The sequence below is a fragment of the Massilia sp. NBRC 108631 genome, assembly GCF_059704565.1.
Genome location: NZ_BAAKJE010000182.1, coordinates 52,647 through 73,275, shown reverse-complemented (window position 1 = coordinate 73,275; position 20,629 = coordinate 52,647). Strand labels below are relative to the sequence as shown.

The 20,629-nt window shown below is 66.7% G+C and carries 17 protein-coding genes; 8 read left to right on the top strand and 9 right to left on the bottom strand.

All coding sequences use genetic code 11. From position 1 onward, the window contains the following. Nucleotides 1-2: 2 nt before the first annotated feature. Both AC6H42_RS19870 and AC6H42_RS19865 read right to left on the bottom strand, forming a co-directional pair. Nucleotides 3-455, bottom strand: coding sequence for a MarR family winged helix-turn-helix transcriptional regulator (locus AC6H42_RS19870; protein WP_057155594.1), 453 nt, complete (start codon nucleotides 453-455; stop codon nucleotides 3-5). Between the two features lie 126 nt (nucleotides 456-581). Beyond that, nucleotides 582-2,039: a DEAD/DEAH box helicase gene (locus tag AC6H42_RS19865; protein ID WP_057155593.1), complete on the bottom strand. Its 1,458-nt coding sequence runs from the start codon at nucleotides 2,037-2,039 to the stop codon at nucleotides 582-584. 388 nt (nucleotides 2,040-2,427) lie between these two features. Between AC6H42_RS19865 and AC6H42_RS19860 the strand changes: the two genes are divergently transcribed. Beyond that, nucleotides 2,428-5,442, top strand: coding sequence for a DUF2135 domain-containing protein (locus AC6H42_RS19860; RefSeq protein WP_497548774.1), 3,015 nt, complete (start codon nucleotides 2,428-2,430; stop codon nucleotides 5,440-5,442). Nucleotides 5,443-5,517: 75 nt separating this feature from the next. On the opposite strand, the gene AC6H42_RS19855 is transcribed toward AC6H42_RS19860, so the two are convergent. The 4 genes from AC6H42_RS19855 to AC6H42_RS19840 all read right to left on the bottom strand — a co-directional run bounded on the left by AC6H42_RS19855 (nucleotide 5,518) and on the right by AC6H42_RS19840 (nucleotide 9,887). Beyond that, complete coding sequence (locus AC6H42_RS19855; protein ID WP_497548773.1) at nucleotides 5,518-6,867, bottom strand: hypothetical protein; 1,350 nt, start codon at nucleotides 6,865-6,867, stop codon at nucleotides 5,518-5,520. Beyond that, entirely contained in the window at nucleotides 6,864-7,409 is a 546-nt protein-coding gene (locus tag AC6H42_RS19850; protein WP_229418183.1) for a sigma-70 family RNA polymerase sigma factor, read from the bottom strand. The genes AC6H42_RS19855 and AC6H42_RS19850 overlap by 4 nt, the downstream gene beginning before the upstream one ends. Nucleotides 7,410-7,457: 48 nt before the next feature. Then, nucleotides 7,458-8,249 carry an enoyl-ACP reductase FabI gene (gene fabI, locus AC6H42_RS19845; RefSeq protein WP_057155590.1) on the bottom strand — a complete coding sequence of 264 codons (792 nt, stop codon included), beginning with the start codon at nucleotides 8,247-8,249 and terminating at the stop codon, nucleotides 7,458-7,460. Nucleotides 8,250-8,477: 228 nt separating this feature from the next. Beyond that, nucleotides 8,478-9,887, bottom strand: coding sequence for a transglycosylase SLT domain-containing protein (locus tag AC6H42_RS19840; protein WP_057155589.1), 1,410 nt, complete (start codon nucleotides 9,885-9,887; stop codon nucleotides 8,478-8,480). A 218-nt stretch (nucleotides 9,888-10,105) separates the two neighbouring features. Here AC6H42_RS19840 and AC6H42_RS19835 point away from each other — a divergent pair, with 218 nt between their 5' ends. Together AC6H42_RS19835 and AC6H42_RS19830 are read left to right on the top strand one after the other, a co-directional pair. After that, nucleotides 10,106-10,681 carry a DUF1415 domain-containing protein gene (locus AC6H42_RS19835; protein ID WP_497548772.1) on the top strand — a complete coding sequence of 192 codons (576 nt, stop codon included), beginning with the start codon at nucleotides 10,106-10,108 and terminating at the stop codon, nucleotides 10,679-10,681. 20 nt (nucleotides 10,682-10,701) lie between these two features. Continuing rightward, nucleotides 10,702-10,923 carry a DUF1289 domain-containing protein gene (locus tag AC6H42_RS19830; RefSeq protein WP_057156068.1) on the top strand — a complete coding sequence of 74 codons (222 nt, stop codon included), beginning with the start codon at nucleotides 10,702-10,704 and terminating at the stop codon, nucleotides 10,921-10,923. A gap of 26 nt (nucleotides 10,924-10,949) precedes the next feature. On the opposite strand, the gene AC6H42_RS19825 is transcribed toward AC6H42_RS19830, so the two are convergent. Then, complete coding sequence (locus tag AC6H42_RS19825) at nucleotides 10,950-11,579, bottom strand: YwqG family protein (RefSeq protein WP_497548771.1); 630 nt, start codon at nucleotides 11,577-11,579, stop codon at nucleotides 10,950-10,952. Between the two features lie 99 nt (nucleotides 11,580-11,678). Continuing rightward, complete coding sequence (locus tag AC6H42_RS19820) at nucleotides 11,679-12,185, bottom strand: DUF1993 domain-containing protein (protein WP_497548770.1); 507 nt, start codon at nucleotides 12,183-12,185, stop codon at nucleotides 11,679-11,681. Nucleotides 12,186-12,361: 176 nt separating this feature from the next. On the opposite strand from AC6H42_RS19820, the gene AC6H42_RS19815 reads away from it, so the two are divergent. Continuing rightward, nucleotides 12,362-15,481, top strand: coding sequence for a bifunctional diguanylate cyclase/phosphodiesterase (locus AC6H42_RS19815; RefSeq protein WP_497548769.1), 3,120 nt, complete (start codon nucleotides 12,362-12,364; stop codon nucleotides 15,479-15,481). Nucleotides 15,482-15,503: 22 nt separating this feature from the next. Beyond that, complete coding sequence (locus tag AC6H42_RS19810) at nucleotides 15,504-17,780, top strand: xanthine dehydrogenase family protein molybdopterin-binding subunit (RefSeq protein WP_057155585.1); 2,277 nt, start codon at nucleotides 15,504-15,506, stop codon at nucleotides 17,778-17,780. A gap of 20 nt (nucleotides 17,781-17,800) precedes the next feature. Here AC6H42_RS19810 and AC6H42_RS19805 read toward each other — a convergent pair whose 3' ends face one another. Further along, entirely contained in the window at nucleotides 17,801-18,226 is a 426-nt protein-coding gene (locus AC6H42_RS19805) for a thioredoxin family protein (RefSeq protein ID WP_057155584.1), read from the bottom strand. A 66-nt stretch (nucleotides 18,227-18,292) separates the two neighbouring features. On the opposite strand from AC6H42_RS19805, the gene tsaB reads away from it, so the two are divergent. Genes tsaB through AC6H42_RS19790 form a run of 3 tightly spaced genes read left to right on the top strand, consistent with a single transcriptional unit; the run spans nucleotide 18,293 to nucleotide 20,606 of the window. Next, nucleotides 18,293-19,018 (top strand): tRNA (adenosine(37)-N6)-threonylcarbamoyltransferase complex dimerization subunit type 1 TsaB, encoded by a 726-nt coding sequence (tsaB, locus tag AC6H42_RS19800; RefSeq protein ID WP_057155583.1) that lies wholly within the window; start codon nucleotides 18,293-18,295, stop codon nucleotides 19,016-19,018. After that, nucleotides 19,015-19,485 (top strand): ribosomal protein S18-alanine N-acetyltransferase, encoded by a 471-nt coding sequence (rimI, locus tag AC6H42_RS19795; protein WP_057155582.1) that lies wholly within the window; start codon nucleotides 19,015-19,017, stop codon nucleotides 19,483-19,485. The genes tsaB and rimI overlap by 4 nt, the downstream gene beginning before the upstream one ends. After that, nucleotides 19,482-20,606 carry a uracil-DNA glycosylase gene (locus AC6H42_RS19790; RefSeq protein WP_057155581.1) on the top strand — a complete coding sequence of 375 codons (1,125 nt, stop codon included), beginning with the start codon at nucleotides 19,482-19,484 and terminating at the stop codon, nucleotides 20,604-20,606. The genes rimI and AC6H42_RS19790 overlap by 4 nt, the downstream gene beginning before the upstream one ends. Nucleotides 20,607-20,629: the final 23 nt, after the last annotated feature.

The following is a 20,629-nucleotide window of genomic DNA, read 5'->3' as shown; positions in this document are numbered from 1 at the left end:
GCTCAGCTGTTGGTCAGGTTCATGCCGGCCACGCTGCCCAGCACCGCCGCCAGTGCGTCCAGCTGCGCCGGGTCGGAGTTGCGTAGCAGTTCAGCGCTGACTTCGCGCGCCGTCACCATCGCGTTGTCCAGCATTTCGTGGCCGGCGGGGGTGATGACGGCATAGCCGACGCGGGCGTCGCGCGGGTCCGGCTGGCGCGCCACCATGCCGTTCTTTTCCAGTGGCAGCAGGGTGCGCGTGACGCCGGAGGCGGTCAGGCCCTGGCGCTCGGCCAGATCCACGCGGCGCAGGCGGCCGCCGGGCGCCCTGGCCAGGTGGTTGAGCAGCATGAAGTCGCTGAAGCTCAGGCCGAAGTGGCCGCCCAGCGCCGCGTCCAGGCGGCGCACCATGGCCGCTTGCGCGCGCGCCAGGCGCAGGCAGAAGTCGAGAGCGGCGTCGCCGGTGATGTTTTCCATGATGAGTCCTTGAACTTTATTTGACTAATGATTGATAATTGCTTGAGTAAGCAAGTATATGGTCAAGGCGAAAAAAAAGCCACCGATATTTTCGGCGGCTTTTCTCTCTAGGGCTGAGCGCGCGGATTAACGGTCGCCGTAGCTGCGGCGTGCGCCGTCGGTACGGGCGCCCTTGTAGCCGCCGCCGTCGCGGTTGAAGCCGCCGCCGGTGCTGGCGCCTTCGCGCGGGTAGCCGCCCGAACCGCCTTCACGCGGGTAGCCGCCGCCTTCCTTGCGCGGTGCGCCCGGCTTGCTGAAGCTGCGCTGGCCTGGCTTGCCGCCACGGTTGTCGCCTGGTTTCCAGCCGCCTGGACGGGCAGCCGAACGCGGAGGCGCGGTGCGCTTAGGCTCGAAACCTTCGATGGTGGTGACCGGGATCAGCTGCTTGGTGAAGCGCTCGATGCGCTTCACGTTCATGCCTTCGGCGTGGTTCACCAGCGAGATCGCCAGGCCGTTGCGGCCGGCACGGCCGGTGCGGCCAATGCGGTGCACGTAGTCTTCAGCAAACTTCGGCAGGTCGTAGTTGAACACGTGGGTGATGGTCGGAACGTCGATGCCGCGTGCTGCGACGTCGGTTGCCACCAGCACCTTCACCTGGCCGCGGCGCATGCTGTCCAGGGTGCGGTTGCGCGCGCCCTGGTGCATGTCGCCGTGCAGTGCGGCTGCCGAGAAACCGGCGATGTTCAGACGGTCGGCGATGGTGTCGGCGTCACGCTTGGTGGCGGTGAACACCACTGCCTGGTCCAGCGTCTCGTCGCGCAGCAGGTGGTCCAGCAGGCGGTTCTTGTGCGACAGGTCGTCCACGAAGTGCACGCGCTGCGAGATGTTCTCGTGCTTGTTGGCGGCGCTGATGATCTGGATGACCATCGGATCCTTGGTGATGCGGCGGGCCATGTTGCCCACTACGCCGTCCAGGGTGGCCGAGAACAGCATGGTCTGGCGGCTGTCAGGGGTGGCGGCAACGATTTTCTCGATGTCGTCGATGAAACCCATGTCCAGCATGCGGTCGGCTTCGTCCAGCACCAGGATCTGCAGCTGGGAGAAATCGATCTTGCCCGATTCCATATGGTCGATCAGGCGGCCCGGGGTCGCCACCAGGATTTCCGGATTGCGCGACAGCAGTTGCATCTGTTTAGGGTAAGGCATACCGCCCAGGATGGACACGGCCTTGATGCCGCGCAGGTTCACTGCGTACTTGTCGGTATTGGTGGTCACTTGCAGGGCCAGTTCGCGGGTCGGGGTCAACACCAGCATTTTTGGCTGTGCAGCTTTGAAACGTGGACGCTCGCCGCGCGCTTTGGCGGCTTGCATTTCTTGATTGGGGGTCTTGCCGGCGGCAGCCGGCGGCAGTGCCGCCAGACGGGTCAGCGACGGCAGCATAAAAGCTGCGGTCTTGCCGGAACCGGTCTGGGAGGATACCAACAGATCCTTGCCTGCGATAGCGGCAGGCACAGCTTGCTCCTGTACCGGGGTCGGCTTGGTATAGCCGGCATCGGTCAGGGCTTTGAGTACGGACGTGTTGATACCAAGTGCTTCAAAAGTCATTCTTATCTTTCGTAAAAATCAGCGTTCATGCAAAAACGCAGAACGCAAAATAGCAACGCCAACCAAACGAAATGACTCTAACAAACTAGATTAGAAATTTCGGCACAAAAGCTTTGCGCCGGGACGGTGTCTTAGTCGACACACAAGGCGGGGGGCTTTATAAGCGTCATCAGGAACGATGCGCTAAGGCTTGCGTAGCTGCTGTTATTCGAAGTGCCGACTGCGTGTTGCAGCGCACAAGCCAGTACTATAACGCATTTCCGCCGTTCCTGCACGCCTATCTGGACTTTTATTGGCACGGGCACAATTTTTGTCCGGATTTAACCCCTTTTCGCCGCCCGCTTCGTTTCACTCCTGATACCGGCCGGTCCGGGACCAGGAGAACAATATGATGAAGCGACTTTATGCCTTGCTGGCGCTGCTGCAGCTGGCCTGCGCCGCCCTTGCGGTCACGCCGCGGATGGATCCGCCGCTGATGGAAACGCTGGGCGGCGAGCGGCCGGTGCGGCTGCAAAGCCTGAGCATCGCCAGTGCCGTCAGCGGCGGCATGGCGGAAACCACGGTGCGTATGGTGTTTTTCAATCCGAACAGCCGCGTGCTGGAAGGCACACTGCATTTCCCCTTGCAGGAGGGCCAGCAGATCAGCGCCTTTGCGCTCGATATCGGCGGCAAGCTGCGGCCTGCGGTGCCGGTGGAAAAGAGCCGGGGCCGCGAGATATTGGAAGCGGTGGAGCGGCGCGGCATCGATCCCGGGCTGCTGGAGCGCACCGAAGGGAACAACTTCCGCTTGCGCGTTTACCCGATTCCGGCGCAAGGCACGCGCACGGTGGAGCTGAAATACGCCGAAACGCTGGCGCGCGACGCAGCGGGCGGAGCCTGGCTCTACCGCCTGCCGCTGGCCTACGGCGAGCGCGTGGGGGAATTCGATCTGAACCTGCAGGTGAGCGGCGCGAGCGCCGCGCCGCACAGCAGCGGCGCCTTCGGCGAGCTGCAATTTGCCGGCATGCGCAGCGGCTACCATGCGCGCGTGGCGAAGCAGGATTTTACCGCGCCGGGCGCGCTGGTGTTGCGCATCCCGGCCAGCGCACAGCCGCAGGCCTATGTGCAGGAGTTCGCGGGCGAGCGTTATTTTGTGGCCGAGATCCCGGTGACGGCGCTGCGCGCTGCGCGCAAGCTGCCCAAGGTGGTGGGCCTGCTGTGGGACAGTTCCGGTTCCGGCGCCAACCGCAAGCATGATGCGGAACTGGCTGAGCTGGACCGCTACTTCAAGGCCCTGGGCCAGGCGGAAGTGCGGCTGGTCCGCCTGCGCGACCGTCCCGAGGCGGCTGTCCTTTACACGGTCGAGCGCGGCGACTGGAGCACCTTGCGCAAGGCGCTGCAATCCACGGTGTATGACGGCGGCAGTGCGCTGGCGGACTGGCAGCCGCAGGCCGGCGTGGGCGAATACCTGCTGGTGAGCGATGGCCTGCTGAACTACGGCGGCACGAAATTCCCGGCCCTGGCTGCGGGGCAGCGCCTGTATGCGCTCAATTCCGCGGCCAGCGCCGACGCCGGCCGGCTGGCTGCGCTGGCGGAACGCAGCGGCGGGCAACTGGTGCAGGTGCAGGCGGACCGCCCCGGCGCGGCGGCCGAGATGCTGCTCACCGACGGTCCGCAGCTGCGCGACCTGCGCGCGGACGGCGCCAAAGAGCTGCTGGCCGACCTGTCCGGCGCGCGGCAAGGCATGCTGCGGGTGGCGGGCAAGCTCACGCAGCCGTCGGCGCAGCTGGCGTTCACGCTGGTGCAGCAAGGAAAGGAGACCGGCATCAGGCTGGCGGTCGCGCACAGCGCACCGGTGCATCCGCAGGCGGCGCTGATGTGGGCAGGCTACAAGCTGCGCGACCTGGAGGCCGACTTCGAGCTGCATCGCGGCGCCATCCGCCGCCTGGGCGCGCAGTTCGGCTTGCCGACGCGCGAAACCTCGCTGCTGGTGCTGGAGATGATAGAGGACTATGTGCGTTACGACGTAACGCCGCCACCAGAGCTTGTGGCCGATTTTGAGAAGGCCAGGGCGCGTTTCGGCTCCATGCTGGCGCAGCGGCGCGGCAAGCAGCTCGACAACGTGGTGCGCCGCTTCGAGCAGAAGGTGGCGTGGTGGAATGCCGAGTTTCCCAAAGCGCCGCCGGTCAAGTTCGTGCCCCAGCCCGCGCCGCATGAGGTGCGCCCCGGTTCGGTGGGTGTAAAGGTGCAAGGCAGCCGCATCGCAGGCTTGCAGGATGGTGTTGTCGCCGAAGACGCGCGCGCAATTCCGGCGCCCATCGCCGCGCCTGCGCCGGCAGCGGAGTCGATGGCACTGCGGAAATCCATCGTCGCCAATGCCTCCAACGTTGCGCCAGCGGAGCGGGACCTGCGGCGCTTGGCGCCCGCCGCTCCGCCGCCGCCTCCGCCGGCCCCGGCCCCCATGAGTAGCGCCGTCGCGGCGCAGGCGGCAGATGCACCGGCCGCGGCCGGCGCCATTACGATGAAGAAGTGGTCGTCCAATGCGCCCTACATCGCGCGCATGAAGGCCGCCAGCAAGGAGCAGCTGTATGCGCTGTACCTTGACGAGCGTCCATCGTGGAGCGGCAGCAGCGCCTTCTACCTGGACGTGGCCGATATGCTGTTCGAGCGCGGCCAGCGTGAGCTGGGCCTGCGGGTGCTGTCCAACCTGGCCGAGCTGGAGCTGGAGAACCGCCACGTGCTGCGCATCCTCGGCTACCGCTTGCTGCAGGCGGGCGCGCCGCAATTGGCGCTGCCGGTGTTCGAGCAGGTGCTGCTGCTGGCGGGCGAGGAGCCGCAGTCCTACCGCGACCTGGGCCTGGCTTATGCCGCCGTTGGCAAGCATCAGCAGGCGGTGGACCAGCTGTATGAAGTGGTGCTGCGGCCATGGGATGGACGCTTCGCCGATGTGGAACTGATTGCGCTGGCAGAGATGAACGCGATTATCGCCCGGGCGCCCAAGGGTTCAGTGGACACCAGCAGGGTCGATTCGCGCCTGCTGAAAAACCTGCCGCTGGACCTGCGCGCCGTGCTGTCCTGGGATGCGGACAATAGCGACATGGACCTGTGGGTGACGGACCCGAACGGCGAGCGCTGCTACTACGCGCACACCATGACCGCGCAAGGCGGCCGCATTTCGCGCGACTTCACCGGCGGCTACGGACCGGAAGAATTCTCGCTGCGCAAGGCCAGGCCGGGCAAGTATCAGGTGCAGGCCAACTTCTTCGGCCACAGGCAGCAGCTGGTGGCCGGGGCGACCACCGTGCAGCTGCGCCTGACCACCGGCTTCGGTACGCCGGACGCCAAGGAGGAGATGATCACCGTGCGCCTCACGGGGCGCGGCAATTCGGTGCTGATGGGGGAGTTCGAAGTGCCCGGCGGGTAACCGGCGGTCAGATTGCGCCGGCCATTGCGCCGGCCGGTGCATCGCTTGCGCCTGGCCGCTCGAACCTCCCGGCGCTTACTTGACCGGCGGCGGGAAACTTTCAGACAGCTTGTCCGGCACCGGATAGGCTGGGTAGGCAGCGCGGAATTTCTGCCATTCTGCGATAGCTTCCTCGCGCTCGTTTGCCTTCAGCAGGTCTTCAATCTTCTCCAGCCATGCCTTGGGCTGCATCTCGTGCGGCGCCAGGATGCGCGATCCGCTGATGGAAACCTGCTCCGGCGCGGCCCGCGGGGCCGGCGCAGGCGCGACGACGGGTGCCATCGGCGCGAATGCCATTGTTGCCGGGGCCGGCGCTGGTGCTGGCGGCGGCGGTGCTGGTGGCGCCGGTGCCGCAGCCGGTATCCGCGGCGCGGTGCGGTAGTCTATGCTTGCCGTGGCGGACTTCTCCATGGAGGTGAGCGGCTGGCCATGTTCCGCCGATGGGCGCACGTTGGAGGCGCTGGCGATCACGCTGGTGACCACCGCGCCGCTTGCCGCCGCCACGGGCATTTGCGTTGTCTGCGCAGTGGACGCGGGGGCGCTGCGCGAATAGCGGCCCAGCCCGCTCTTCTGCGGCGGCGCGTTGGCGACATCCTCTGCGATCACCGCATCTTCCAACCCGGATTTTCTTTCGACTGCATTGACGGCCGGTTTGGCAGGCGGCGTGGCAGGCAATGCTGCTCCGTCGCCGGCCTGCGCTTTGGCGTTTGCTTGCTTGGCCTGCGGCGCCGGGACGCGCGCGGACACAGCGTCAGCCACAGGCGAGGCAGCGGCGGCGGCCGGCGCCTCGGCTGCTGCAGAGGCTGGCGGTGCCGGCTGTGCGGACGGCGCGGTTGCCGGGGCGGGCGCTGCTGCGACCGACGCTTCGGTTACCGGGTCGTGTGCCTGCCACAGCGGCAGTGCGACCGAGATTGCGGCCACGCCGGCGGCCAGCGCCAGGGGCAATTGCCAGCGCGATTGCCAGCGCGGGCCTGAAGGCGTTGGCGCCGGCCCGGGCAGGGGGGCTTGCGCATGCGCTGGCGCCGGGGCATGCGCGGGTGCGGCCGCCGCCAACGCAGGCACCGACGCAGGCACCGACGCAGGCACCGACGCAGGCACCGACGCAGGCACCGACGCAGGCACCGACGCAGGCACCGACGCAGGCACCGACGCAGGCACCAGCGCAGGGGCGGTGGCCGGGGCGGCAACCGGATCGTTCGCGGCCGGCAGCGCGGCCAGTTTCTCGGCGGCCAGCGCGGCGGCAATGCGGGCCTGGATGGCGGCGTCGAGCGCGGGCGCAGGGGCGGGCTGGTCCAGCGCGGCCAGGTCGCGCGCCAGCGGATCGTCGCCTTGCAGGAAGGCTGCGAACGCGGCGGCGTCGAGTTGGTCGTGGTCTTTGCCGCTCATGCCTGTTCCTCCTGCGCATACTGCTCGCGCAATTTCTTCATCGCGTAGCGCAGGCGGCTCTTCACGGTCTCCACCGGCGCCGCCACGAGCTGGGCGATTTCTTCCAGCGACATGCCGCTGAATTGTTGCAGTATAAGCGCTTCCTTCTGTTCGGCGGGCAGCGCATGGATGGCCGCGTGCAAGGCCGTGTTTTGCTGGCGCGACTCCATGGCCGCGTCGGGCGCGGTGGCGGCATCGGCGGCCGGGCAGGGCGCTTCGTCCTCGCCTGCGGTGTGCGGCTGGCGCAACAGGTCGACCAGGCGGTTGCGCGCGATCTGGTACAGAAAGGTGCGGAAAGTGGCTTGCGGCGTGTAGCTGGCGCGCGCCTGGTGCAGGCTGAACCAGCTGTCCTGGGCGATCTCGTCGACCCAGTCGCGGCGCGGCGAGCGCCAGCTGAGAAATCGGTACAGGCCGCGGCTATGGCGGCCATACAGCTCCTGGAAGGCGGACAGGTCGCCTTCGCAGTAGCGCAGCATCAGGTGTTCGTCGGAAAGATCGCTCATGCTGCCGATGGAAGGCCCGCCCGGGATTGGCCTGGGCGGGTGTGCAACTTATTGGTAGTCGCTGGCGTTCAGGCCCATGACGTGCGAGAAGCCGCCGTCCACGTAGGTGATTTCGCCGGTGATGCCGGAGGCCAGGTCGGACAGCATGAAGGCGGCGGTGTTGCCCACCTCGTCAATGGTCACATTGCGGCGCAGCGGCGCGTGCGAGGCGGCAAAGCCCAGCAGTTTGCCGAAGTCCTTGATGCCGGACGCGGCCAGGGTCTTGATCGGACCGGCCGAAATACCGTTGGCGCGGATGCCCATCTGGCCCAGGTTTTCCGCCAGGTAGCGTACCGACGCTTCCAGCGACGCCTTGGCCAGGCCCATGGTGTTGTAGTAAGGAATTGCGCGCACGGCGCCCAGGTAGGACAGCGTCAGCACCGACGAACCCGGTTTCAACAGCGGCAGCGCGGCCTTGGTCATGGCGGGGAAGCTGTAGGCCGAGATGTCGTGGGCGATGCGGAAGTTTTCGCGCGTCAGGCCGTCCAGGAATTCGCCGGCGATCGCTTCGCGGGGGGCGAAACCAATGGCATGCACCAGGCCGTCGAGCTGGCTCCACTCTTTGCCCAGGTCGGCAAACAGGGCTTCGATCTGCTCATCGCTGCCGACGTCGCAATCGAACACCAGTTTGCTGCCGAATTCGGCGGCGAACTCGGTGATGCGGTCTTTGAAGCGCTCGCCGACATAGGTGAACGCCAGTTCCGCGCCTTCGCGCTGGCATGCCTTGGCGATGCCGTAAGCGATGGACCGGTTGGACAGCAGGCCGGTGATGAGGATTTTTTTGCCTTGCAAGAACGCCATATTCACTCCAATTGCTACTGCTGCGATGGCACGCGCGCCCGGGGCGGCGTTAGCGACAGTATGGGTTGTTTATTCTAGTGATGGGTGGGAGACCCGATACCGTAAGACCAAGATTGTAGGACGTAGCTGCCGCCACTGCAACTTTTCGTGGGCGGCGGCGGGCGGCGCATGCGCCAGGCGCTTACCCGCCCTGCGGTGTTGCGGGCCGCAGGGACCCGCCATTACCGCTTAATTTTGCTTGGTTTTCTTCTTGCCGGCGGCGTCGCGCGGGACGCGCGCCTTGACCAGCGACACCGGAGCGTCCTTGGCGGTGCCGCCCTTGGCTTGCTTGTAGTTGCTGGTGCGCGCCTTGTTGCCGCCACGGTCGGCCTCGAAGGCGACGATGGCGTTGTCGGCGATTTCCGGTGCGATATCGACGTGCAGCGAGGACGAGGTTTTCGGCACCAGGATGGTGGAGCCGGCCTTGAGCACGGTTTTGCTTGGGATGTTGTTGGCCTGGCGTATCACTTCCGGCGTGGTCTGGAACTTCGACGCCAGCGTTTCAATGCGCTCGCGCGCGCTGGTGATCTTGTGCGTGGTCCAGCTGGACAGTGCACGGCCCCACTGAGCCAGGTTCAGGTTGAACTTTTCGGCGTTGGCCTTGGGCAGCAAAATCTGGGTCTGTTCGCCGCCGGTGATGACGGGGCGGTTGAACTGCGGGTTCAGCGCCTTGAACTCGTCCACCGACATTTCCGCCAGCTGGGCGGCAACGGCCAGGTCGATGTCGCTGGTCTTGTCGATGGCGGTAAAATAGGGCTGGTTGTCGATCACCGGCAGGTGCAGGCTGAACTGGGCCGGATTGGCCACGATGTTCTTCACCGCCTGCAGCTTGGGCACGTAATTGCGGGTTTCCGCCGGCATATGCTCGGCCAGGCTCTCGAAATCGGTCGGCTTGCCGGCCGCCTGGTTGCGCTTGATGGCTTTCTGCACATTGCCTTCGCCCCAGTTGTAGGCGGCCAGGGCCAGCTGCCAGTCGCCGAACATGTCGTACAGGCGCTGCAGATAGCTGAGGGCGGCGTCGGTCGAGGCCAGGATGCCGCGCCGTTCGTCCTTGAAGGCGTCCTGCTTCAGGTTGTAGTCGCGCCCGGTGCCCGGCACGAACTGCCACATGCCGGCCGCGTTGGCGCTGGACAGGGCTTGCGGGTTGAACGCCGATTCGATGAAGGGCAGCAGCGCCAGTTCGGTCGGCATGCCGCGTTTTTCCAGCTCGGTGACCACGTGGAACAGGTAGCGCGAGGCGCGCTGGGTGGTGCGGGCCATGTGGTCCGGGCGGGCGCTGTACCAGTTGACGTGCTTCTGCACCAGCTCGTTGTTAAGATCGGGAATGGCGTAACCGGTGCGGATGCGGCCCCAGACGTCGGTTTCCTTGAAGGCATCTTCGCTGACCGCAGGCTTGGCGATGACTTTGGAGGCGGGGAGCAGTTCGGTGGTCGGCAGCTTGGCCGTGGCAGGCGTGGACAGCGGGATCAGGGGCAATGGCGGCGGCAGGTTTGCGGCCGCGGCCGCCGCCGCTGCGGAGGCGCCGTCGACTGCCTGGCTGACCGTGGGCGCCAGGGCAATCAGCGCGGCCAGCAAGGATGTGTTGATTCGTGCTTGCATAGTATTCCGTTGTTGTCGTCGAGAAACACAAACGAACCGTGAATAATGGGGCAGTGTACGTAGGTTGGCGCTGCTGAGTCAAGAAATATGTCGCCCGGATGACAGTTTCTTTGATGTAATGATGTCTGCATATATATCGAAGTTGACGGAAGTAGACGGCATTTTGCCGGAGTGCGTACAATGCGCCCTCGCCGCAAGCATTTACAAGGAAAGACCTTATGAGCAAGCCCATCGCCGACCACGACGCCGTTATCGCCCTGACCCAGAAATGGCTGGAGAAGGCCGTTATCGGCCTCAACCTGTGCCCCTTCGCCAAGGCGGTGCACATCAAGAACCAGATCCGCTACGTGGTCACGGACGCCGCCACTCCCGAAGAGCTGATGGACGTGCTGATGGCGGAACTGGAATTGCTGGCCGAGGCGAGCCCGGAAAAGGTGGACACCACGCTGATCATGCACCCGCAGGTGCTGAACGACTTCGAGGACTATAACGACTTCCTGGACGTGGCCGACGCGGCGCTGGAGGAAATGGACCTGGACGGCATCCTGCAGGTGGCCAGCTTCCACCCGGACTACCAGTTCGCCGACTCGGACAAGAACGATATCGACAACTACACCAACCGCGCGCCGTATCCGACCTTGCACCTGCTGCGCGAGGACAGCGTGGACCGCGCGGTGCAAGCCTTCCCGGAAGCGGAAGACATTTTCGAGAAGAATATCGAAACCATGCAGCAGCTGGGCCATGAAGGCTGGGACGCGCTGGATCTCGATCCGAAGCAACAGGTGAAGGGATGACGGAGCTGGAACTGAAGCGCATGGCGGCGGCGGTGCACGAGGCGGCAACGCCGTCCGTGCCGCCGGCCCAGCGCCCGGACACGCCCTGCGTGGCCGTCTGTTCCACCACCTTCGACGACATCTGCCGCGGCTGCGGACGCACTTATATAGAGGTGGCGCACTGGGTCTCGATGTCGGCGACGGAAAAAGAAGCGGTGTGGCAGCGCATCACGGCGCAGGGCTACCCGCGCCGCAATACCTGAGGACCGGGCGCCGTCCCGGTCCTGCCTCAGGCCTGTATCACCATCTTGGCCGATGCCGGCGAGCAGCCGCAGGCGAACACGTAGGCGCAGCCGCCGCCGCAGAAATTCATGCTGGTCTGGTGGTCCGGGCCTTCCTCGAGTTGCGCGACGAATTCCATTTCCTTGCCACAATCGTTGCACAGCGGTACCTCTTCGCCCTGGATCCAGCTGGGCTGGCCTCCCAGCTGGCCCAGGATGTCGCGCCCGCGCCGGCCGCCGGTATCCCAGGCATCGCGCGCCGCATCGTAGTCGCCGTCCAGCGTGTCCAGCCGCGCGCCGTGGTGGGTGGCGCGCACGGTTTCGCCGCCAGCAGGCGGGGCTGCCAGGCTCAGGCTGGCGTCGGACGGGACCGCCACGACGGCGTTGCCGCCGCTGTCTGCTTCCCATTCATCGCAGCAGCCGGGATCGTTATCGCACTTGAAGAGCAGCAGCAGTTGGTCGCGCCGCGAGCCAGGGTGGTTGGTGCGCAGCTGGCCGAGGAATTGCAAGTGGCCAGCGCATTCCTTGCAGACCGGCCAGGCAAAACCGGCCGGCACGCTGGGCAGGCCGCCGAAACTGGTGCGGGCGCCGGCGCCTTGCGGCGCGCCGGGCTCGTTGATGAGGAGGTGGGTTGTCATGATGCTCGCGCAATGGTTGTCGGATAATTATAATATCGGCAACCATATCATGCGGCAAGACAGGCCGCGCGCACCGTTCGGCGCGCGGCGCGGCGGCGATCAGTAGCTGCCGATGAAGTCCTTCTTGCCGATTTCCAGGCCATTGTGGCGCAGGATGTCGTAGGCGGTGGTGGCGTGGAAGAAGAAGTGCGGCAACGCGTAGTGCAGCAGGTAGGTGGTGCCGGTGAAGTGCTTGGTCTTTTCACCGCTGCCGGTGGTGATGGCGCGGTCTTCGGCGCCGCCGAAATCGGCCGCGTCCAGGCCTTCCAGGAAGGCGATGGTCTTGGCGATGCGCGCTTTCAGCTCGGCGAAGGTTTTTTCGGTGTCCTCATACGGCGGCACTTCCTGGCCGGCCAGGCGCGCGCCGGCGCCCTTGGCGAAGTCGGTGGCGATCTGGATCTGGCGCGAGAACGGCAGCATGTCCGGGAACAGGCGGAATTGCAACAGGGCGTTGGCGTCCAGTTTTTTGTCGGCCACATGGGCTTCGGCCTTGTCGAGGATGGCCAGCAGACTGTTCAGGATCTGCTTGAACACTGGGATGGATGCGGTGTAGGTATTAAAAGTCATTGCGGGCTCCTCGTTGAAAGAGTGGCGATGATAGCAAGCTTGTCGCATTCTTGCTGGCGCCGATAGCTGCGCCACCGTGTAATCTGGTGACGCACACGCTTGTTTGCGTGCATAATTGTTGCAATTGAAAAATTCCTGAATGCGCCGACACGCGCTGGCCCCAAGTCCCGTGGTGAATGATTAGTTCTTTATACAGAAGGATGCGTTCCCGTCTGAGCGCGCTGTACGGCCTTTCCATCTACGGCGCGCTGCTGCTGGTGGTTTTTGGCGGCCTTGTGATACCTGCCATCATCGGCAGCTATCTGCTGATCGGCGTGCACGAGCAGCAGTCGGCCAAGATGGCCCTGAACGAATCGCTGCAGCGCAATGCCGACATCCTGGCGCTGGGCATGCAGGAGTCGCTATGGAATATGAATGCCGAATCGGCCCATTCGCTGGTCGAGTCGGTGATGCGCGACCGCTCGGTGCTGCAGGTGCAGGTGACCGGCCAGGCCGAAACCCAGTTCATGCACGTGCAGTCGCCGCGCCGGCAGACCGGCAACGTGTACCGCGCCGAACGCGAAATCCTGGTGCGCGGCGAGAAGATCGGCCGCATCGTGGTGGAGATGGACGACGCGCGCAGCCAGCAGGAGCTGCGCGAGAAGCAGCTGTCCTATGTGTTCGTGCTGGCCGCGCAGCTGACCGTGTCGCTGCTGCTGATCGTGCTGTTCCTGAACAAGCGCCTGCTCAAGCCGCTGCGCAAGCTGATGCGCTTTTCCGACCGCCTGTCGCACGGCGACTTTGAAACCCGGCTGGAACTGACCGGCAGCGACGAGCTGGGGCGCCTGTCCGGCCAGCTGGAGCAGATGCGGGTGGCGATCAAGCACCTGTTCGAGGACATCGGCCAGCGCGAAGAGCGCTTCCGCACCATCGTGACCCAGGTGCCGGGCGCGGTGTTCCGCTTTCGCCCGGACGGCCCGATCGACTTCGTCAGCGACGCCATCGAGGATATTTCCGGCTACTCGGCCGCGCAGTTCATGCGCAGCACGAGCCATTCCTGGGCCAACCTGATCTGCCCGGAGGACCGCCGCATGCAGCGCCGCGTGGTGACCCAGGCCATCCGCGACGGCCGCCCGTATTCGGTCGAGTACCGCATCACCGACGCCAGCGGCACCGAGCGCTGGGTGGCCGAGAACGGCCAGCCGCAGGTGGCCGAGCGGGGCGACAGCGCGCCCTGGGTGGACGGCATCATTTCCGACATCAGCCAGCGCAAGCACAATGAAATGCGCATCGAGGCGCTGCTGGCCGAGCAGAGCGCCATCCTGGACAACGTGATGTTCGGCGTGATGTTCGTGCGCAACCGCCAGATCGTCTCGGTCAACCGGCGCTGCGAGGAACTGTTCGGCTACGAGCCCGGCGCCATGGCCGGCGCCTCCACCTCCATCGTGTTCCCCACCGCGTTCGAGTTCGAGTCGGCCGGCGCGCGCCAGTACCCCACGCTGTCGGCCGGCGAGTACTTCAGCGAAGAGCGCCACTACCGGCGCAAGGACGGCACGCTGTTCTGGTGCATGGTGAGCGGCTGCGCCATCGACCAGAGCCGCGCCAACGAGGGCAGCATCTGGGTCTACGCCGACGTCACCGCGCGCAAGGAAGCGGAGGAAAAGCTGCGCCTGTCGGCCACGGTGCTCGAGCACATCGCCGACGGCGTGATGGTGATCGATGCGCAGGGCATCATCGTGGCCGTGAATCCGGCCTTCACGCAGATCACCGGCTACAGCGAGGCTGAAGCGCTGGGCCAGGACCGCGCGCTGACGCGTTCCGGCCGCCACGAGGACACCTTCTACCACGCCATGTGGCAGGAGCTGGAAACCACCGGCTTCTGGCGCGGCGAGCTGTGGAGCCTGCGCAAAACGGGCGAGCTGTACCTGGAATGGCTGACGGTGAGCGCGGTGCGCGACACCCACGGCCTGACCACCCACTATGTGTGCGTGTTCAGCGATATCACGCTGGTCAAGCAGTCGCAGGAAAAGCTGGACCACCTGGCGCACCACGATCCGCTGACCGCCTTGCCGAACCGGTTGCTGTTCCACGACCGCCTGCACCACGCGCTGCAGCGCGCCGCGCGCGAGCAGGAGCAGCTGGCGCTGCTGTTCATCGACCTGGACCGCTTCAAGAACGTCAACGACACGCTGGGGCACCACATCGGCGACGAGCTGCTCAAGCAGGTGGCCGAGGCGCTGCAGGACAAGCTGCGCGACGGCGACACGCTGGCGCGCCTGGGCGGCGACGAATTCATCGTGCTGCTGGAGAACGTGGACGGCCAGTATGGCGCCAGCCTGGTGGCCGAAAAACTGGTCGGCATGTTCGAGCAGCCCTTCATGGTGGCCGGCCACGAACTGTTCGTCACCTGCAGCGTGGGCATCAGCCTGTACCCGGCCGACGCCACCGACCTGAATATGCTGATCCGCAACGCCGACGTGGCCATGTACCAGGCCAAGGCGCGCGGCCGCAACGGCTACCGCTTCTACGCGCCGTCCATGTCGGGCGAGGGCGTGGAGCGCCTGCGCCTGGAGACCTTCCTGCGCCGCTCGCTGGAAAAAGAAGAGATGTTCCTGAATTACCAGCCGCAGGTGGAAATCGACACCGGCCGCCTGGTGGGCGTGGAGGCGCTGGTGCGCTGGAACCACCCGGAACTGGGCCTGGTGCCGCCGAACCGCTTCATTTCCCTGGCCGAGGATATCGGCTACATCAACCAGCTGGGCAAGTGGGTGCTGTACCAGGCCTGCCTGCAGATGGTGCGCTGGCAGGAGGCCGGGCTGTGGGTGCCGAAGATGGCGGTCAACCTGTCGGCCAAGCAGTTCGAGCGCGGCAGCATCGCTTCGATGGTGGGGGACATCCTGCGCGAGACCGGGCTGGAGCCGCACCGCCTGCAGCTGGAGGTGACCGAGTCTGTCATCATGAACACCGGCGACGCGCTGGTCTTCATCAACGACCTGCACTCGATCGGCGTGGGCCTGGCGATCGACGACTTCGGCACCGGCTATTCCTCGCTGGCCTACCTGAAGCAGATGCCGGTGCAGACCTTGAAAATCGACCGCTCCTTCATCAAGGACATTTCGACCGATGTCAACGACGAGGCGATCGCCATCGCCATCATCCAGCTCGGCAAGAGCATGAATTTGTCCGTCATCGCCGAAGGCGTGGAGACCGACGAGCAGGCCGCCTTCCTGCTGCGCCACGGCTGCAACCTGGCGCAGGGCTATTTCTACAGCCGCCCGGTGCTGCCGGACGACCTGCTGCAGCGCTGGAAGTCCTGATGCGCCCATTCGAAAGGACTGTATGAAGTTGTCGCGCCGCCGTTTTCTGCTGAGCGCCACCGCGGTGGCGGGCGCCATGGTGCTCGGCTGGGGGGCGCTGCCGGCGCGCCAGCGCGTGCGCGGCAAGGTGCCGCTGCCGCTGGCAGGCGCGAGTGGCGCGGTGGCGCTTAACGGCTGGGTCGCCATTGCGCCGGACAACAGCGTGACGGTGGCGATGGCGCGCAGCGAAATGGGGCAGGGCGTACACACCGCGCTGCCGATGCTGCTGGCCGAGGAGCTGGACGTGCCGATCGGCTGGGTGCAGCTGGTGCAGGCGCCCAACGACAAGATCTACGGCAACGTGGCCGCCCTGGTGGACAACCTGCCGTTCCATCCCGACGATGACAGCCGTGGCAAGCGCGCGGCCTCGTGGCTGGTGGCCAAGGTGGGGCGCGAGCTGGGCATCAACCTGACCGGCCATTCGTCCAGCGTGAAGGACTTATGGCTGCCGATGCGCGAGGCCGGCGCCACGGCGCGCGCCTTGCTGATCGAAGCGGCCGCGCGCCAGTGGAAGGTGCGCCCGCTCGAGTGCTTCACCGAAGCGGGCTATGTCGGGCACCCGAACGGCAAGCGCGCCAGCTACGGCAGCCTGGTGGCCGCCGCGGCGGGCATGACGCCGGGCGAAGTGCGGCTGAAGACCGTGGGCCAGTTCCGCTTGATCGGCACGGCCGTGCTGCGCCGCGATTCGGCGTCCAAGAGCGACGGCAGCGCCGTCTTCGGACTGGACGTGCGGCCCGAGGGCATGCTGTACGCGGCGGTGAAGATGTCGCCGGTGATAGGCGGCACCGTGGCCAGCGTGGACACGGCGGCGGCCCTGAGGATGCCGGGCGTGTCGCGGGTGGTGGACTTCTCGCCGGCGCTGGCCGAAAAGACCGGCGCCGGGGCCGGCGTGGCGGTGGTGGCTGCGCGCTACTGGCAGGCGAGGCAGGCCGCCGCGGCGCTGCCGGTGGTCTGGCTGGAGGGCGTGAACGGCAAGCTGTCGAGCGCCGACCTGTACCAGCGCTTCGCGCAGCAGCTGGACGACGAGGACGGCCACGCGTATTACACGGCGGGCGACATGGACGAGGTGGACGGCATGGCCGAGGCGACAGGCACGCTCAAGACGGTGAAGGCCGAGTACCGCGCGCCGTTCCTGGCGCACGCCGCCATGGAGCCGCTCAACTGCACCGCCCAGGTCAGGGACGGCAAGGTGCGCCTGTGGGTATCGACCCAGGTGCCGACGCTGGCGATCGACACCGCAGCCAAGGTGGCGGGCGTGAAAGCGGCCGACGTGACGCTGGAGGTGACCATGCTGGGCGGCGGCTTCGGGCGGCGCCTGGAAGCGGACTTCATCGCGCAGGCGGTGGCGGTGGCCAAGGAGTGCAACGGCGCGCCGGTGCAGCTGATCTGGTCGCGCGAGGACGACATCACGCACGACGTGTACCGCCCGGCCGCGCTGGCGCGCTTTGCCGCCAGCCTGGACGCGGCCGGCAATATCTCGGCCTGGGACAACAAGTCCGTCAGCGCCTCGATCGGGCACCAGTACCTCAAGCGCAGCCTGGGCCTGCCGGGCCTGGGGCCAGACATGACCACCGCCGAGGGCGCGTTCGACATGCAGTACGAGATTCCGCACCAGCGCATCCGCCACATCATTGCCGACAGCGCGGTACCGGTCGGCTATTTCCGCTCGGTGGGGCATGCGCACAATGCCTTCTTCAAGGAGAGCTTCATCGACGAGCTGGCGCATGCGGCTGGCATGAGCGGGGTGGGATTCCGGCGCGGCTTGCTAAACCGCCATCCGCGCCACCTGGCGGTGCTGAACGCGGCGGTGGACAAGGCTGGCCAGCCGCCGGCGGGTCGCGCGCATGGCGTGGCCTTGCACCAGTCCTTCGGCACCATCGTGGCGCAGGTGGCGGAAGTGTCGGTGCTGGACAGGCAGATCGTCGTGCACCGCGTGGTGTGCGCGGTGGACTGCGGCATCGCCGTCAACCCTGGCATCATTTCGCAGCAGGTGGAGTCGTCGGTGGTGTTCGGCCTGTCGGCGGCGCTGGGCGGCGAGATCACCATCAAGGACGGCAAGGTGGAGCAGACCAACTTCCACCAGTACCCGGTGCTGCGCATGGACCAGGCGCCGAAAGTGGAGACCATCATCATGCTGAGCGCCGAGCCGCCCGAAGGCATGGGAGAACCCGCGGTGCCGCCGGTGGCGCCGGCGGTGGCCAACGCCGTGTTCGCGCTGACCGGGCAGCGCTTGCGCAGCCTGCCGCTCAGGCTGGCGTAGGCGCTGGCCTCAGCGCCGATTCAGGCGGCCGCCGGGAGCAGCACGCGCAAGTTGCAGTCGCGCTGCCAGTGGCGGCGCTCCTCGCTGCTTTGCGCGTAGCGCGCCAGTTCGGCGTCGTCCATGCCGGCTTGCGCCACGATCAGCCGGTGCGCCACGTTCGGGTCCGGCAGCATGGTGCCGAAAAAGGCCACATGCTCGTGGCGCTGGATCAGCAGGGTGGGGAAGTTCTCCACGTCCAGGTCGCCCACCACGTCGGCATGGTCTTCGATATCGACCCACAGGAAGTATTTGTCCGGATGGCGCGCGGCCAGTTCGTCGAAGGTGGCGCGGTAGCCGGCGCAGGTGCCGCACCAGGCGGCGCACAGGCAGGCAACGATCCAGCGGTCCTGCGCCAGCGCTGCCGAGACGTCGGCGCGATTATCGGTATGTAGGGTAGTGCTATGCATGCGCGCTATTGTACCGCGAGATGTCGCCGGCCCGCGCAGGCCGGCCCCGGCGGGTTAAAATACGGCATGTCTACCATACTTGCAATTGAAACATCATCTGAAATGGCTTCCTGCGCGCTGCTGCGCGGCGAGAAGCTTTACACCCGATCCTCGTCCGGCGTGCGCACCCATTCGCAGGCCATCCTGCCGATGATCCAGGAACTGCTGGCCGAAGCCGGCGTTGCGTTGCGCGAGTGCGACGCCATCGCCTACGGCTCCGGCCCGGGTTCCTTCACCGGTGTGCGCACCGCTTGCGGCATCGCCCAGGGCCTCGGTTACGGCGCCGGGCTGCCGCTGGTGCCGGTGGTGACGCTGGACGCCATGGCGCTGGCCTGCCACCAGCAGCACGGCGGCGCCGATGTGCTGGCCGTGCTGGACGCGCGCATGAGTGAAGTGTATTGGGCCCAGTACCGCTTCGGCGGCGCATCGCCGGCGGCGCCGGCGGCGCTGCCGCTGTCCGTGCTGCCGCCGGTGCTGTCGGCGCCCGAAGCGGTGGCGCCGCAGGGTGCGGTGACGGCGTGCGGCAATGGCTTCGCGGCCTACGCGGCAGCGCTGGCGGACCAGCCGTTCGCAGCCGGCGCGCATGCGGACGTGATGCCGCACGCGGCGCAGATCGCGCAGCTGGGCCGCATTGCGTTCGCGGCCGGGCAGGGTGTGAAGGCGGCCGACGCCCAGCCGTTCTACCTGCGCAACAAGATCGCCTATACCAGCGCCGAACGGCGCGAGATCAACGCTGCGAAGGCCGCCGCATGAAGCCAGTGTGGGATCTGGCGCGGCTCAATTATGAACCGATGCAGGACGGCGATATCGACGAAGTGGTGGCGCTGGAGGAAAGCGTTTATCCCTACCCCTGGACCCGGGGCAATTTCGCCGATTCGCTGGCCAGCGGCTACCACGCCTGGGTGCTGCGCAACCAGTCCATGCAGCTGATGGGCTATTTCCTGGTGATGCAGATGGTCGATGAGGCGCATCTGCTGAACGTGGCGGTGGCGCAAGAGTGGCAAGGGCAAGGGCTGGGCCGCTTCCTGCTGAACCAGTCCGTGGCCTGCGCGCGCGGGCTGGGGATGGAATCGATGCTGCTGGAAGTGCGGCCGTCGAACGTGCGGGCGCTGGAACTGTACCAGCGCTACGGATTTGAACAGATCGGCCGCCGCAAGGGCTACTACCCGGCGGGCGGCCAGCAACGCGAGGACGCGATCGTCATGCGTTATATGTTATGAACCGCAATGAAGTGTTCCTGCAGGAGATCGGCGTGGGCGTGCAATGGCGCTTGCGCAATGCCGCGCCGGGCGCTGCCGAGCCCCATGCCGGCAACGATGTTGCCGGGGCCGCTGAAACCGCTGAACCGGTTGACCTGGCCGCTGCGGTCATGTCGGCGTACGCCGCGCACGAGCCTGCCGCAGCCCGGCATGAGGCGCCCGCGCAGGCGCCCGGGCTTCGCACCGTGCAGCCGCCCGCCGCGCAGCCAGCCCCGGCGCAGCCAGCCGCCGCGCTGCCGCCTGCCGCTCAGCGGCCCGCCGCGCAGCCAGCCGCCGCACGCCCCGCCCCAGGCGCCGCCGCGAGCGACGACACGGCCTGGTTCGACGATGCCCCCGTGCCGGCCACGCCGCCACCGGTGGTTACCAAATCGCCCGCCAAGCCAGTGCAGGCGGCGCCGGCGCGTCCGCCCGCCGCAGGCGCGGAGGAGCCGGAATCGACTGCCTGGTTCGACGACGTGCCGATGCCGGCCGCGACCCCGGCGCCCGGCTCGGCCCGCGCGCAGCAGGCCGGCCAGCAGATCGCCGACATGGACTGGACCGCGCTGCAGGCTGCCGTCAGCACCTGCACCCGCTGCGACTTGTGCCATAGCCGCCAGGCCGCCGTGCCCGGACGCGGCGACCCGCACGCGCAGTGGCTGGTGCTGGGCACCGCGCCCGCCGCTGCGGACGAGCAGGAAGTGCGCGCCATCGCCGGCGCAGCGGGCCAGTTGCTGGACAATATGCTGAAAGCCATTGCGCTCACGCCGGACGAAGACGCCTACGTCACCACGCTGGTGAAATGCCGCCCGCCGGCCGCGCCGGACGGCAGCGACAGCCTGCCTACGCCCGAGCAGCTGGCGGCGTGCCGGCCCTACCTGCAGCGCGAGCTGGAGCTGGCCGGCAGCCGCATGATCCTCACGCTGGGCCACACGGCCGGCAAAGGCTTGCTGGGCGCCGCCGCGCGCGGCAAGGTGCTGCGCTACGACGGCATTCCCACCATTGCCACCTACCACCCGGCCGACCTGCTGCGCAAGCCGGCGGACAAGGCCAGGGCATGGTCCGACCTGTGCCTGGCGAAAGCGGCCCATGCCGGCCGGGCCTGACGCAGCGCAGGAAACAAGCGGTA

What these genes read in the sequence shown, in the direction of transcription:
- AC6H42_RS19820 (WP_497548770.1), bottom strand. Translation starts at nt 12,185, where the DNA reads ATGACTTTTAATACCTACACCGCATCCATCCCAGTGTTCAAGCAGATC.
- AC6H42_RS19870 (WP_057155594.1), bottom strand. Translation starts at nt 455, where the DNA reads ATGGAAAACATCACCGGCGACGCCGCTCTCGACTTCTGCCTGCGCCTG.
- AC6H42_RS19840 (WP_057155589.1), bottom strand. Translation starts at nt 9,887, where the DNA reads ATGCAAGCACGAATCAACACATCCTTGCTGGCCGCGCTGATTGCCCTG.
- tsaB (WP_057155583.1), top strand. Translation starts at nt 18,293, where the DNA reads ATGTCTACCATACTTGCAATTGAAACATCATCTGAAATGGCTTCCTGC.
- AC6H42_RS19805 (WP_057155584.1), bottom strand. Translation starts at nt 18,226, where the DNA reads ATGCATAGCACTACCCTACATACCGATAATCGCGCCGACGTCTCGGCA.
- AC6H42_RS19825 (WP_497548771.1), bottom strand. Translation starts at nt 11,579, where the DNA reads ATGACAACCCACCTCCTCATCAACGAGCCCGGCGCGCCGCAAGGCGCC.
- AC6H42_RS19865 (WP_057155593.1), bottom strand. Translation starts at nt 2,039, where the DNA reads ATGACTTTTGAAGCACTTGGTATCAACACGTCCGTACTCAAAGCCCTG.
- AC6H42_RS19790 (WP_057155581.1), top strand. Translation starts at nt 19,482, where the DNA reads ATGAACCGCAATGAAGTGTTCCTGCAGGAGATCGGCGTGGGCGTGCAA.
- AC6H42_RS19815 (WP_497548769.1), top strand. Translation starts at nt 12,362, where the DNA reads ATGATTAGTTCTTTATACAGAAGGATGCGTTCCCGTCTGAGCGCGCTG.
- rimI (WP_057155582.1), top strand. Translation starts at nt 19,015, where the DNA reads ATGAAGCCAGTGTGGGATCTGGCGCGGCTCAATTATGAACCGATGCAG.
- AC6H42_RS19830 (WP_057156068.1), top strand. Translation starts at nt 10,702, where the DNA reads ATGGCGGCGGCGGTGCACGAGGCGGCAACGCCGTCCGTGCCGCCGGCC.
- AC6H42_RS19835 (WP_497548772.1), top strand. Translation starts at nt 10,106, where the DNA reads ATGAGCAAGCCCATCGCCGACCACGACGCCGTTATCGCCCTGACCCAG.
- fabI (WP_057155590.1), bottom strand. Translation starts at nt 8,249, where the DNA reads ATGGCGTTCTTGCAAGGCAAAAAAATCCTCATCACCGGCCTGCTGTCC.
- AC6H42_RS19810 (WP_057155585.1), top strand. Translation starts at nt 15,504, where the DNA reads ATGAAGTTGTCGCGCCGCCGTTTTCTGCTGAGCGCCACCGCGGTGGCG.
- AC6H42_RS19860 (WP_497548774.1), top strand. Translation starts at nt 2,428, where the DNA reads ATGATGAAGCGACTTTATGCCTTGCTGGCGCTGCTGCAGCTGGCCTGC.
- AC6H42_RS19850 (WP_229418183.1), bottom strand. Translation starts at nt 7,409, where the DNA reads ATGAGCGATCTTTCCGACGAACACCTGATGCTGCGCTACTGCGAAGGC.
- AC6H42_RS19855 (WP_497548773.1), bottom strand. Translation starts at nt 6,867, where the DNA reads ATGAGCGGCAAAGACCACGACCAACTCGACGCCGCCGCGTTCGCAGCC.